Origin of the sequence: Legionella quinlivanii (genome assembly GCF_003265995.1) — a bacterium.
Lineage (GTDB): Bacteria > Pseudomonadota > Gammaproteobacteria > Legionellales > Legionellaceae > Legionella_C > Legionella_C quinlivanii_A.
In genome coordinates this window covers 43,646-56,945 of record NZ_MVJN01000004.1, presented here as the reverse complement: position 1 = coordinate 56,945, position 13,300 = coordinate 43,646, and the positions used below count along the sequence as shown (strand labels likewise).

Sequence of the window (13,300 nt, the reverse complement as noted above, 5' to 3'; positions counted from 1 at the left end):
AGCGTATTATTATCAATTTTTTATTGGACTGTCTATTAAATTTTTATTTAGCAATCACTTGGACGACAATTTCGCCGAGTCTTTTTGCAATGCCCAATCGTCCATTTCTTTCTCAAGTACTAATTGAAGGGTCTTTTTTTCATTTTGCTCACGTCGGTCCTGGTATTTCCTTAGCAGTTTAAGCTCTGTACTGAGGCGCAGATGGCTTTCCTGATAGCTGAAGAGAAGTTTTTCATAATCCATTTTTTGATTCTGCAAATCGTCATGCTTTTGCTGTTCGGAGATAATAAAATGAAGCCGGGATATTTCCTGCTCTGGAAGAATACAGGCAGGAATTTTCAATGCGTCCAAGAGCCTTGATTTGATTAGAAGAGCTGCTTTATCCAGCGTCCGTATTTTTTCCTTGAGAGCCAGCTGCTCAGTGTTGAGCTCTTCAAGCTGACTTTTTAATCGAGTCATTAGGCTGGTTAATGCCTGATTCATACTAAAATCTCCTGAATGCGCGTCAGTAGGGCTGATAAAGGGAGTGACTCCTGTTTTTGTTGAGCGAATAATTTCTTCAAAGGATCAATGCGGGCAATTGCATATTCCAGCTCCTGATTGGAACCTGCTTTGTAACCGCCCAGCTCGAGTAAATCCTTATATTGCTCATGCAGTGCAAATAACCGAATTACTTTTTTAACCAGATCATTTTGTGACGAAGGAAGTAAATGATCTTTCAGACGCGAAACGCTTTGGAGAATATCAATGGCAGGAAAGTGACCGCGTTGCGCCAGCTCACGAGTCAGGATAATATGTCCATCAAGCAGTGAGCGCATGGTATCTGCAATGGGCTCGTTGAAATCATCGCCTTCCACCAATACGGTGTAAAGCCCGGTAATACTGCCTTTCCCAATAAAATTACCCGCTCGTTCGACCAGACCTGGAAGAAGGGCAAATACACTGGGCGTGTATCCGCGGCTGGTAGGCGGTTCTCCCAGACTTAAGCCGATTTCGCGTTGCGCCATTGCCAAACGGGTTATGGAGTCGACAAATAGCATCACCTGTTTCCCTTTGCGACAAAAATATTCAGCAATTGCTGTAGCGGTAAAGACGGCTTGACGGCGCATGATGGCTGATTCATCACTGCAAGCGACGACTAATACGGATTTTTGGCGGCTGTGTTCATCAAAATGCTCTGTGATAAAATCATTCACTTCTCGGCCACGTTCACCTACCAGGGCGATAACGTTAATATCGCTTTGCAATTGCCTGCACATCATTCCCATCAATACGGATTTTCCAACGCCGCTACCGGCGAAAATGCCCATGCGCTGCCCCTTGCCGAGAGGAATCAGGCAATCCAGAGCATGGATTCCGGTGATCATATTTTCTGTCACCGCTTCGCGATCCATGGGATTAATCGCATGACCTGAAATCTCCAATGACTCAGAAAAAGCGCTGATGCTCGATTCTAGCGGTTGTGCTAATGCATTTACGACTTTGCCGAGAAGATGTTCACCCACCTCAATCCTGCTGGCATGACCTGATGCACGTACTTTAAAGCCCATACTGATGCCAGTATGGGAAAATGGCAGTAAATAGACTTTTCCCTGATTAAAACCAATGACTTCTGCCTGGGTGATGATCTGCTGATCGCTGTCAAGAATATCGCAGATTTCTCCCACAAAGACTTGAGGAGGACCTTTAGCAACCAGTTGTAAGCCAATCGATTGTTCAATTTCACCGATACGTTCCATTGGTTGTAATAATTCAGACCAGTTTTTCATTGCGGCACCCTCTGTCGTAGTTGAACAAGCATTCGTTTGAGTTTGTCAATTTGCTGTTCAATGCTGGCATCAATCAACCCATGATCATTACGGATACGACATCCTCCTAGCATTAATGTCTCATCAGGAATAAACTTCAAATGCCGGCACTCACTGAAATCAATTTTCAATTTGCTATGCTGCACAAGCGCAAGATCCTGGGGATGAAGAAAAATCTCTATATTTTCTTTATGATTTAAATGATTAATTGCCTGCTCAATCTGAAAAGAAATCGCTTCTTTGCTCGAAATCTGATTAGAAAAAAATTGCCTGCAAATTAATAAGACGATGTCTGCAATCTGGTCACGAAGTGTTTCCTGATAAGTTTGCAATGCCACAGGTATCTGGGTCAAAAGCTGTTTTAACAAGGTGGCTTGCATCTCTGATTCCTGCATCTTGCATTGGTTCTCCTCAGTATATTTTGCTTCTGCTTCCTGAAAGCCCGCTGCAAACGCCTGTTGCCTTATTTCATCCAAAAAATCATCGCTTTTTGCAAGTTGTTCCATTGCGGAATCAGGATTGTTTTTCTCATAATCAGGGGAAGAACTGCAATTTGTTTTCAAAATCACTTTTTCCCCGCTCACCCTGATATTTTTTAATAGTTCTGCCATAGTTATTCCGTTAGTCTGTAATCATGCCGATATCAGATTTTTGATGTAGATTTTCCCACTCCGCATACACCAGACTTTTGCTGGTGTTGCTAATATTGGCAAGGGAAGTTTCAATCGAGTTAATGCGATCTAAAAGGTTAAATTCATTTAAAAATTGCTCTTTCCAAATGAACTGACCTTCCTCAAGGATAATGGCGATATACAGAGGGTCTTTAGTGGCAAGACTGCGGCAAAAACCAGGTAAGTCATCTTCAATCATAGTATTGGAAACGGCCGCTTTTTGATTCTCGCTCATATTATCCAGCTGCTTTTTTTTGGCTTCTGGTAACTTGCTCAGAATCCATCGCTGATCTCTGAGGGCCAATTTGCCAATAGCCGATACGATATCCTGTAAATTATTCATGGTGACTAATCCATTGATTAAGAGACTCCAGGAGATATTGACGTCTTTTCAAATTATTTCTTCTCTGAACTCCATAACTTATTGCGCCAATCATAAGCAGCGCTGCTAACCCATATTTTATAGAAAGAGTTTCTACTGCCGGGGTGGAAGGAGTCTCGTTTAAAAAAATGTCTGATTGGACGGGTGGTGGCAGGAGTGCTTCCACTGAAATGGAATCCCCTCGTTTGGAATCAAAGCCTATGGTGGATTTTACCATGCGTTCAATTTGTAAGAGGGTCGAGGATTCGGTTTGTTTGGGAACTGTGACAGAGACAGTTAGCCGCTCAATCCTGCCATTGGCACGCAGGAACTGTTCTTTTTCATGACCAAACTCATAACTTCGTTCCCGGGTGAGATCCTGAACTGGATTTGTTTTCTTTGTGAGTTCTGCAGAGGCTGTATGTTGAATCTCTTTTTCATGAGTGATTAAGCCCTGAGACTGCGGCCTAATCAATTCCCGCCGCAATTCATCATAATTAAGCGTCACATCTATTTTTACATAGACATTATCCTGGGGAAATATGTGCCTTAGCATATCAGTTATTTTACTATTTAAATAATCCTCTATTCTTCGCTTGGCCGCAAAATGCCCCTCACCATTAATTTCTTTGGGTATACTCAGATTGTTACCATTTTGATCGATGATCACCACATTTTCTGCAGCAAGATTTGCTATGCTGGCGGTCAGCAGTTTCTGAATGCTTTTTACCTGATGTTTTCCTATTGGTTTTTTTAATTGAAGGGTAACAGACGCTTTGGTAGGGTGCGTTTCTTTCTGCAGGAAATGCTGTTCAGGGATTACCAGATGAACTCTTGCCTGCCTGACTTCCTCAAGACTGCTAATGGTTCGCTCAAGTTCGCCTTGCAGAGCTCGTTGGTAGTTAATTTTCTGTGAAAATTCGGTCAAACCAAAATCAGTTTTATCAAACAATTCAAAGCCCACATGGCCATTTAAATTGCTGCTAATTAATCGAATTCTGGTTTTATCCACCAGGTGTTTATCAATTAAAATATCACGTCCGGCATTCTGTAACTGATAATGAATATTGTCCTGATCCAGTTGACGAATTATTTCATTGGCATCCTGTGAATCAAGATTATTAAATAGTGTTCCATAATCAGGTTTCAGCAAAAAAATGGAGATAAATAAACTGCTTAAAATGAGAAAGCCACCGGCAAGCAGGATCATGATTTGCTTTGACTTTTCTTGTCTGCCAAACCAGAGATAGATGGAGTTGAAATAAAAATTCATATTAAATTTGCTCCCTGATAATTTCCTGATAAGCAGTCATTAAGCGATTACGCACCTGCTCCAGTAATTGAAAAGACATTTTGGCTTCTTCCAGATTCCACATTACCTGGTGCAGGCTGGCCGTTTGACCGCTGACCAGTTGTTGCAGCGAATGATCAGCTTCAATCAATTTATCATTCACCTGCTGAAGGGGAGCGGCCAGCCAATGACTGAACTGGTCTGCTTTCTGAATGTTTGAATTATTAAGGTTAAAGTCGATTTTGAAATGATTGACGGGTTCTATGGTCATCGTTCATCTCCTATTGTCAGGGTTTGCATGAACAGGCTGTGTGCTGTGTTAAAAATTTTGATATTGGCTTCATAGGCACGCGAAGCATTTAATAAAGTGGTCATCTCATCGACTGTATTTATCCCGGGATAATGGATATAGCCTTTTTCATCAGCTGCCGGATGCTCTGGTTGATACACTTTATTAGGCGGTAGAGTTTTCGGGCTTAGAGCCGCTGCACTCCATTGCGTTTCATCTGTGATGTAATCATTGAAATTTCGACTGCCTGTGATGACCTGCATTGGCTGAAAACCGCTGCCATCACTTTTCAGCAAGGTATGCTGATTAGCGATGTTATAGGCGACCGTATCAATACGTAATTTTTCGACTTGCATTCCCTGGGCAGCAATTGAATAAGTGAGATTGTAATTCATGCCTGATTATTTCCATGAAGGGCCATTTTCATAATGGCCAGTTTATGATTAAGTCCTTTGATGAGTGCGCGAAATTGGGTGGCATTTTTAATACCAAGCGCAATTTGTTCATCCAGTGCTGGTGCGGTGTCGCTAGTATGGATAGCCGGTTGTAATTCCAGAAAATTAACCGAGCCTCGATTGCTATTCTGGTCATAATTGGCAAGTTGCTGCTCAAAAATCACTTCAACAGTCTGGTAATTGGGGGTATTGACATTGGCTATGTTGGCAGCAATCGCTGTTTGCCGCATGAGCGCTGCATCGAGCCCCAGTTTTACGAGCCTGATTGTGTTATCTTCAAACATGGTTCGGTACTCCTATTGAACAATTAATTCTGCGTGTAAAGCACCAGCGCGTTTTAAGCTCTCCAAAATGGCAATCATGTCCCGCGTGGTGATTTTGGTCTTATTCAGAGCGCTGATTAGGTCAGCAATGGTGGCTCCCTGTTCAAGAACAATGGATTGTCCTGCACTTTCTTTAACCTCAATATTAGTGGAGGGAGTTATTGCGGTTCTGACAGAGGCGGATGCATTGAAAAGCATTGTCGGCTGTGAAACTTTATAGTCGCTGGCAATGGCAATCTGGAGATTACCCTGGGAAATAGTTACTGCATCAAGTTTCACATCGGAGCCGGCAACCACCACCCCGGTTCTTTCGTTAACGACCACGGTGGGCAGGTTATCCGGAATAATTATGATATTTTCCAGCTGGCTGATAAAACGAACATAATGCTGTTTTGCGATTACCGGAGGATGAATTTCAATATCCTGGGCACTGCGGGCAATTGCGGTGTTTTCACCGAAGCGTTTATTGACAGCAGTTTCTACATTATCTGCCGTTGTAAAATCAGGATGATTCAGAATCAGATGCAATTCGCCGCTTTTATCGGTCAATTCATTGTAGAGTGTCTTCTCAACAATGGCTCCTCCTGAAATCATTCCGGAAGTAGGATGGTTTTTTTGCACCACATTGCCAAATAAATCATATTTAAACCCCCCGAGAGAAATCGGACCCTGGGCCAGGGCGTAAATTTGGTTATCGGGTCCTTTGAGAGGGGTTATTAGTAAGGTGCCTCCTAACAAGCTTTTCGCATCCCCGAGAGATGATACATTAATGTCAAGCTTGTCGCCCTGATGGACATTGGCAGGCAGATTGGCGGTTATAATAACTGCGGCACTGTTGCGGCTGGTGATGTCCCGGGCGTTAATATTAAGGCCAAAATTCTGCAGCAGGTTGGAAATTGCCTGGGTTGTATCTTTATTGCGATGCGAGTCACCTGATCCTGCCAGGCCGATAACCAAACCATAACCAGTAATCGGATTTTCCTGCAGTCCGGATAAATGCGCCAGAGATTTAAGTCTAACACTGGCAAAACTGCTGAATACCAGCAGTTGCAGGCAAGCGCAGAGCAATAGTTTTCTAAAACTAAACATCATACTAGCCCCATGAATGACATAATTTTATAAATAGTGTTGTAACGTTGTGAGTTTGATACAGAGCCATCGCCAGTGTAGGTAATCTGGGCATTGGCAATGCGAGTCGACAATACGGTATTTTGCGGACTTATATCCTCTGGTCTGACGATACCGCTTAACAAAATTCGTTGTTGTTCCCCATTAATCTGGATGAGCTGATATCCCTCCACTTCATAGCTTCCATTAGGGCAGATTGCTTTAATTCTAACGGTTAATGAGGCTTTAATTTTGCCATTTCTACCGGTTTGTGCCTTGCTATTTCCCTTGCCGGTTAATCCCAGACGCAAATCATAGCGTTTTTGATTATAGCTGGCCTCCAGCGCTGTTTTGATTTCTTTACTGGACCCTAAATCGGCACTGGTTTGCGCATTAGAGGTTTCCAGTACAATGACAGTGAGTAAATCGCCTGGTACAGACGCGCGCCGATCCGCAATGAGTGGGCGATAATAGAGATCATTGTATAAATTGGCTGCTATTGCAGAGGGGTTATACATGAGAATTACCAGACTTGTAAGTAATAAAATTGGCTTTATCATGAGTAAATCTCTAGTCGCGAAGTTCATTAATCATTTTTTCCAATTCATCTGCTATCTGCACTGTTTTGGCATTCAATTGGTAAACGCGCTGGGCCATAGTAAGCTGCATTAACGAGGTGACCATATCGACATTGGATGCTTCAATCTGTTTCTGCAGCACTTGCCCCATACCGCTATTACCGGGATTATCAATAATGGGATCACCACTGTCGGCAGTGGCATGAAAGAGTCCGGCACCGTAAGGGTCCAGGCGGCCAGGGTCCATAAATCGCGCTAAACTGATAGTGCCGACTAGCTGAGGCTCGGCATCCTCTGATGACATAATTTCAACATCGCCGTTTTTTTGAATCACAATGGACTGAGAATCTTCAGGTATCTGGATGCTGTCGGCCAGCCGTAAGCCATCCGCTGTGCAGAGGTAGCGCTCACTGTCGATTGAAAAGCTGGAACTTCGCGTGTAAGCCAGGCTGCCGTCAGTTTGCAGTACCTGAAAAAATCCCTCTCCATCAATGGCTAAATCATTCCAGTTCGTGCCCGCTTTTAGCGGTCCCTGGCTGAAATCTTTAGTTGACTTGGTAATGGCTGTTCCTAAACCTATTTTGATCCCGGACTGCCGCATCGAGTGATTGCTGTCTACGTTCTGGTATAAGACATCGGCGAAGCTTAGTTTGCTGGCCTTGTAATTGGGCGTATTCAGATTGGCAATATCATTGGCGATCTTGTCAATAAAATATTCTTCAGATTTTAAGCCACTGGCAGCTATTGAAAGCGCGTCAGACATTTCCTTCCCCTAATTGACTAATTGCTGTTGAAAGCAGATTGTTGCTTGTTTTCATAATTCGCTGGATCGCTTCAAAATGGCGTGAAATCTTCAGCATTTCAGTCATTTCATCGACTGATTTGACATTGGATTGTTCCAGGGAAAACTGCAGAACCCGGGTTTCAGAAGAGGCTTCTTCCGGCAGATCTTCACTGAAATAAAGCCCTTCCCCCTGATAGTGAAGTGATGCAGACTGGGGAAAATCAACAATGCGAATCTGATCGCTGAGTTGTTTATCTATAAATAGTTCTCCTTTGGTATTGATTGAAAACTCTTTATCGCTGACACGAACAGGTCCATTTTTTCCCATTAATTTTCCGCCCCGTTCGCTAATCAACTCTCCATCCTGGCTAATGTGAAACTCGCCATTTCGTGTGTAAAAAACGCCTTCATTGTTCTGGATCTCAAAAAAGCCTTTCCCCGCAAGTGCCAGTTCCGATCCCTGATTGGAATGAGAGATTGAGCCTTGCTGAAAGTTACTGAGTGATGCCATTTGCTGAACTACAGTTTCAAAATCAGGCGCGTCCAGTGCCGGGAAATCCTGACTTTCCATGATTTGACGTTTATAGCCGGTTGTATGCAGATTACTGACATTCTGGCTGAGCACCTGCAGACGAAATTGATCCTGCAAAAGGGCTATCTGTGTGGTTTTTATAGCGGATAACATGCCATGCTCCTTATTGAATGACACCAAATGGTTCAATCTGGATATGAATTGGTATTTCGCTTAACGATAAAATCGTCAAGTGGGGAATAATGCGCTGGGTAAACAGTTTCAATTGCCTTCTTAGCATCGGAGAGCAAAGTAATACTGGTTTCTTTCGCTCACCGAGCATCTTTTCCACGTGTAAGGAAAGAGATTTAATCAGTTTTTCGGTCTGTGAAGGGTCAAGGTGGAGATGATTGTTTGCCAGATTTTGCGCAAGCGCCTGCTCCATAACCGGGGCCAAGGTGAGAACTGGAAGAAGGCCCTGATTATTTATTAATCTCTGGCATATCTGAGAAGAGAGACGAACGCGTACAAGTTCAGTAAGCTGATTGATATCCTGGATGCTTTTAGCGTGTTCCAGCAAGACCTCCAGAATCAATGACATATGGCGAACAGAAACTTTTTCTGACAGTAAATTCTGCAAAATTTTTTGAACCTGACCTAATTGCAGCATGGCGGGTATCAATTCATCACGCAATTTGCAGACATCAGACTGATCCAGTAAGGTTTCCACTTCATTACGACTTAATAGTTCAGCCAAAGAGGATTGAATCACTTCCTGTAGATGAGTCGCCAATATGGACAAGGGTTCGCATACGGTAAATCCCTGATGCTCCGCCTGTTCTTTTTCGGCCCTGTCAATCCATTGAGCTGCTAAACCATAGCTGGGATCGCTCACTTCTATACCTGATATTTTATTTTCAATCGCCTTTTGAGACGAAGCGGCTATTGCCAGAAACTTATCCAGATACAAGGGATGTTTGTCATAATGAATTCCCTGAACGGTAATTCGATAGAAGGGATAATTTAGTTTGGCCTCCGATCGGAGTTTTACTTCAGGGATAACCAGGCCCAGATCGAAGGCCAGACGCTCACGTATTTGCTGAACAAGCGACAGAAACTCATCCTGTTGGGATAATAAATTTTCATAGAGACTGGGATTAAGTTGTATCTCAATCGGATAGATATGAATTTTCTGATAAAGTGTTTCTTCGTGGATCAGACTAACTTCAGGATCCTGCTGCTGGCGCTTCATGGCAAACCAGGCACAGACTATAAAAAATGCCAGCACCAGGAATACCGGTATTCCCGGAATTCCTTTAATGAACAGCAGTAAAGCCAGGCTGCAACTGACAATCACCAGGCTTTTAGGATAGGTACTGATTTGACGAACTATTTCACTCCCCAAATGGGTATCGGTCGCGGCCCGCGTTACAATAATGCCGGTCGCTGTAGAAATGATGAGGGCAGGAATTTGGGTCACCAGACCATCGCCTACAGTAAGCAGAGAGTAGTTTTGAATCGCCTCGCCAAATGTCATGCTCTTCTGGAGTACACCAATGGCCAGACCGCCAATAATATCTACAAGCATGATTAGAATTCCGGCAATGGCATCACCTTTAACAAATTTACTGGCCCCATCCATGGCACCGTAAAAATTAGCTTCTTTCTCTATCTGGGAACGTCTTTCGCGCGCTGTCTCCTGACTGATTAATCCCATATTCAGATCAGCATCAATACTCATCTGTTTACCTGGCATACTGTCAAGTGTGAAGCGGGCTGCGACCTCAGCGACCCGCTGCGCACCATTAGTGACTACAATAAACTGCACAATGATTAAAATCAGAAAAACGACCATGCCCATGACGTAATTGCCATGAATGACATATTCACCCACGGCGCTTATAACCCGGCCGGCATCGCCTTCAGACAGTATCAGTCGGGTTGCGGAAATATTTAAGGCCAGGCGGAATAAAGTGGATACCAGAAGCAGGGCAGGGAAAGTCGAAAAGCTTAAGGGCTTATCCGTATAAAAGCAGAGGAGCAGGATAACCAGTGCCCAGCTGAAATTGATAATCAGAAGCAAATCAAGCAATGCAGAGGGGATTGGAATAAACAGGATGAGCAAAATGCCTGTGACAAAAAGAATGGTACCGAGTTCGCTTCCCATACTGGAAAGATTTGTTTTCTTGTTTTCCATACACTAATCCATTGAATTCCATTGATTACGAGGTGCTGCAATTGGCTTTAATTACTTATGTCATCTCTTACCCAACCCCAGTTGTTTATAAATTGCGGCGGCAGCTGGAAAATGCTCTCGACGAATCCATTGATTCAAATCCACTGAAGCGTATAAACGTCGAGCAAATGCCTTATTCTCAATAAGGGGAACCTGATGTTTCAAAGCAAGTTTTTTGATAATCCTTGCCTGTTCATTACGGCCTTTACATATGAGTTTCGGAGCCGGCATGGTCAGACGATCATATTTTAATGCAATTGCATAATGTGTAGGATTTGTGATTACCATATCCGCTGTTTTGACTTGCTCAAAAGAGGCACTGCGTTTTCTTAACTCAGATTGTAATTGCCTGATTCGGCTTTTAATTTTGGGATCACCTTCACGCTGCCGAAACTCCTCCTTTACTTCCTGTTTACTCATACGCTGCTCTTTGGCAAACTTTCTGCGAGTATAGAGTTTATCAATGAGACTTATTGCGAGAAGAACAAGCACTAAAGGACAAAGCATTCTAAGCATCAATTGCAGAATGGCCAAAGGCAGTTGAACGGGCAGAATGCTCGATAGTTTTAGAAAGGAAGCCTGCATTTGCCTCAGGCTATAAAAGCTGATCAGACCTGTTAAAGCAATTTTTAGCAAATTTTTTAGTAAATCAAATACTATTTTGGTCGAGAATAATCGTTTAAAACCTGCGGCCAGACCAATTCGTTCAAATCGGGGGGATAGGGGAGCCGCCGACCAGACAAAACCGGTTTGTACCAGGCTGCATAATATTGTTGTGGCCACTAATATCAAAGCAAAGGGCAGCCATAGGTACAGTAGTTTGGTACTTAACAACTTAAAAATATAAGTGACAGTTTTTAAAGAAAAATGCAAATGGCCAGTCAAATGCAACTGCTCCTGGCTAACAGCCAGCATTTGCTGCCAGGCTTTTGTTCCATATAACCATATAAGCAGCAAAATAACCATGAGTTGCGCGGTATTGATTAACTCGCTGCTCTTGCTGACCTGGCCTTTTTCCTTCGCCTTTTTTAGCTTGTAGGCTGTTGCAGTTTCTGTTTTTTCACTCATAACAGATACTCCTGCCAGGCTTGAAAGCCCAATTCAAAGGTTTTTTCGAACAGGGGATTCATATTGTCTATTAGTAAATAGAAGATAAAAAAACCCAGCAGGACTTTTAAGGGCAAAATCAGGAAGTAAGGGCTGATTTGCGGCATGTTTCGACTTAATACACCACTGCAAAATTCGGTAAGCCATAAACAGAAGACCAGTGGCGCCGCAATTAACATGCCTAGTGACCATACCAGCGCAAACTGCCTGATAAACTGAAGCATGCTCGATTCTCCAATCAATTCACCAGGCGGGAAAGCAATAAATGAGAGGAGCAACAATTTGATGATGCGATGATGGCCCTGGCTGGCAAAAAAGAATAAGCCAGCAAGCATTCCCAGTAAATGAGCTGAAATAGAATCAAAGCCTTCACCCGGTTTAAAAACAGAGATACCGTTTAAGCCATTTTGGAAATCAATTAACTGACCGGCAACCTGAAAACAGCCGAAACAGGTGATAAGAGCCAGATAAATCAGTTGAGCATTGATGAACTCGGCTGCAAATGCGGCTAACAGGGAGCCAGATGTCTGAGTAGTGGAATTCAGGTTTGAAATTATAAAAAGGCTGAGCAGGAGAATCAGTATTAGCCTGATTTGTACAGGAAGCCGTCTGATCACCTCAAGTGGTGAAAAAAGTATAATCATGCCAAGGCGCGTAGCAATTAAAAAGAAAGTGGGAAGAGGGAGCTGGTCAGTCATTTCAAGCGCTCCGGGATGTTACTAATCATATTTTCAGCAAAACTGACCACTGAGCCTAACATCCAGTGACCACAGAACATCAGCATGAGTGCAACAGCCAGAATTTTAGTAACGGTGCTTAAAGCTGAATCCTGGATTTGGGTTACTGCCTGAAGAATTGAAATGAGCAAGCCGCAAATTACTGCAACAAACACTACAGGGGAGCATATGCAGAGAGCCTGCCAAAGTAATTGTTTTGAAAGATAGACCGCGAGATCCTCGGACATTTTCCTTATCCATTCCATTATAGGTTAACGACTTCCTGCCTTGAGTGTGATTTCCATTACTCATTCGCAGTGAACGCGAATTAAAGCAAAAAGTATTTACGGAAGCAAGAGAAATTATTCTTTTCTATAAAGATTTGTAACTCCCTCGTCTGCAGGGAGATCCCTCGCTGTGCTCGGGATGACGTGGCATAGCCTGACGTGAGGAGTTACAAAGATTTTAAATAGTGCTTTTAGAGTACTATTTTCCTACAAGTTTTCTTCCATGACAGTTCTTGTATTTTTTTAGACTGCCACAAAAACAGGCAGTATTTTGGGACATGCGCTGCGTTTTTGTTGGGCGCGTGTGGTGGGGGGGATGACCGTCAATGTAATACCATTGGCCCTCATCGAGCAAAAATTCACTTCGCTCATGAATTGACTTAATCAGACCTGACTGATGATATCTTGCTATGAATTCCACAAATCCCTGATTGGCCTTTTCACAAGGGAAGAGGGCTTCTAATACCTCCAAACCAAGCCAGTCTGCTTGCTCTGCCCATTCTTTGGCATCAGACCCGTTAAAATGCGCTAAAGGCTTGCCTCTCATGGTCCTGACAATATAGGGTATATTAGCCTTTGTATAGGCAGTATAACGTGAACGCATCAGGGCTTCCGAGGTGGCAGGCTTGCCGCCTTGATCAATTAAAATACCGCAGCAGGCGTTATAGTCAAGTTGCGAACCGCAAGGACAGAAGTTCATATACTCGATAATTGGTTAATTTTCACGAGTGTAGCGGTTTAGGACAAAAATCACAAATTTCCTGGATAATGATTTT

General features: G+C 43.2%; 17 protein-coding genes. All 17 read right to left on the bottom strand.

Translation table 11 applies throughout. From position 1 onward, the window contains the following. Positions 1-54 precede the first annotated feature (54 nt). The 17 genes from B1207_RS05880 to B1207_RS05800 all read right to left on the bottom strand — a co-directional run bounded on the left by B1207_RS05880 (position 55) and on the right by B1207_RS05800 (position 13,224). On the bottom strand, positions 55-483 hold the full coding sequence (locus B1207_RS05880; protein WP_112219069.1) for a hypothetical protein: 429 nt from the start codon (positions 481-483) through the stop codon (positions 55-57). Next, a complete protein-coding gene (locus B1207_RS05875) occupies positions 480-1,769 on the bottom strand; it encodes a FliI/YscN family ATPase (protein ID WP_112219068.1) in 1,290 nt (429 codons plus the stop codon). Before B1207_RS05875 ends, B1207_RS05880 begins: the two co-directional genes overlap by 4 nt. Beyond that, positions 1,766-2,419, bottom strand: coding sequence for a FliH/SctL family protein (locus B1207_RS05870; RefSeq protein WP_112219067.1), 654 nt, complete (start codon positions 2,417-2,419; stop codon positions 1,766-1,768). Before B1207_RS05870 ends, B1207_RS05875 begins: the two co-directional genes overlap by 4 nt. A 10-nt stretch (positions 2,420-2,429) precedes the next feature. Continuing rightward, positions 2,430-2,822: a hypothetical protein gene (locus B1207_RS05865; protein ID WP_112219066.1), complete on the bottom strand. Its 393-nt coding sequence runs from the start codon at positions 2,820-2,822 to the stop codon at positions 2,430-2,432. Further along, complete coding sequence (gene fliF, locus B1207_RS05860) at positions 2,815-4,113, bottom strand: flagellar basal-body MS-ring/collar protein FliF (RefSeq protein WP_112219065.1); 1,299 nt, start codon at positions 4,111-4,113, stop codon at positions 2,815-2,817. Before fliF ends, B1207_RS05865 begins: the two co-directional genes overlap by 8 nt. 1 nt (position 4,114) lies before the next feature. Next, positions 4,115-4,402, bottom strand: a complete 288-nt coding sequence (gene fliE, locus B1207_RS05855; RefSeq protein WP_112219064.1) for a flagellar hook-basal body complex protein FliE — start codon at positions 4,400-4,402, stop codon at positions 4,115-4,117. Continuing rightward, positions 4,399-4,815, bottom strand: a complete 417-nt coding sequence (gene flgC / locus B1207_RS05850) for a flagellar basal body rod protein FlgC (RefSeq protein WP_112219063.1) — start codon at positions 4,813-4,815, stop codon at positions 4,399-4,401. The genes fliE and flgC overlap by 4 nt, the downstream gene beginning before the upstream one ends. Beyond that, the gene (locus B1207_RS05845; RefSeq protein WP_112219062.1) at positions 4,812-5,159 is read right to left on the bottom strand and encodes a flagellar basal body rod protein FlgB; all 348 of its coding nucleotides are present in this window, start codon (positions 5,157-5,159) and stop codon (positions 4,812-4,814) included. The genes flgC and B1207_RS05845 overlap by 4 nt, the downstream gene beginning before the upstream one ends. A gap of 12 nt (positions 5,160-5,171) precedes the next feature. After that, positions 5,172-6,290, bottom strand: a complete 1,119-nt coding sequence (locus tag B1207_RS05840; RefSeq protein WP_253255791.1) for a flagellar basal body P-ring protein FlgI — start codon at positions 6,288-6,290, stop codon at positions 5,172-5,174. Continuing rightward, positions 6,287-6,865 carry a flagellar basal body L-ring protein FlgH gene (locus tag B1207_RS05835; RefSeq protein WP_172458145.1) on the bottom strand — a complete coding sequence of 193 codons (579 nt, stop codon included), beginning with the start codon at positions 6,863-6,865 and terminating at the stop codon, positions 6,287-6,289. The genes B1207_RS05840 and B1207_RS05835 overlap by 4 nt, the downstream gene beginning before the upstream one ends. Positions 6,866-6,875: 10 nt before the next feature. Then, positions 6,876-7,646 (bottom strand): flagellar hook-basal body protein, encoded by a 771-nt coding sequence (locus tag B1207_RS05830; RefSeq protein WP_112219060.1) that lies wholly within the window; start codon positions 7,644-7,646, stop codon positions 6,876-6,878. Then, on the bottom strand, positions 7,639-8,352 hold the full coding sequence (locus B1207_RS05825) for a flagellar hook-basal body protein (RefSeq protein WP_112219059.1): 714 nt from the start codon (positions 8,350-8,352) through the stop codon (positions 7,639-7,641). The genes B1207_RS05830 and B1207_RS05825 overlap by 8 nt, the downstream gene beginning before the upstream one ends. Positions 8,353-8,362: 10 nt before the next feature. Continuing rightward, positions 8,363-10,375 (bottom strand): flagellar biosynthesis protein FlhA, encoded by a 2,013-nt coding sequence (locus tag B1207_RS05820; protein WP_112219058.1) that lies wholly within the window; start codon positions 10,373-10,375, stop codon positions 8,363-8,365. A 60-nt stretch (positions 10,376-10,435) separates the two neighbouring features. Continuing rightward, on the bottom strand, positions 10,436-11,482 hold the full coding sequence (locus B1207_RS05815; RefSeq protein ID WP_112219057.1) for an EscU/YscU/HrcU family type III secretion system export apparatus switch protein: 1,047 nt from the start codon (positions 11,480-11,482) through the stop codon (positions 10,436-10,438). Next, positions 11,479-12,219, bottom strand: coding sequence for a flagellar biosynthetic protein FliR (locus tag B1207_RS05810; RefSeq protein WP_112219056.1), 741 nt, complete (start codon positions 12,217-12,219; stop codon positions 11,479-11,481). The genes B1207_RS05815 and B1207_RS05810 overlap by 4 nt, the downstream gene beginning before the upstream one ends. After that, positions 12,216-12,485: a flagellar biosynthetic protein FliQ gene (locus B1207_RS05805; protein ID WP_112219055.1), complete on the bottom strand. Its 270-nt coding sequence runs from the start codon at positions 12,483-12,485 to the stop codon at positions 12,216-12,218. The genes B1207_RS05810 and B1207_RS05805 overlap by 4 nt, the downstream gene beginning before the upstream one ends. 238 nt (positions 12,486-12,723) lie before the next feature. Further along, the gene (locus B1207_RS05800; RefSeq protein ID WP_112219054.1) at positions 12,724-13,224 is read right to left on the bottom strand and encodes a YchJ family protein; all 501 of its coding nucleotides are present in this window, start codon (positions 13,222-13,224) and stop codon (positions 12,724-12,726) included. Between the last annotated feature and the right edge of the window lie 76 nt (positions 13,225-13,300).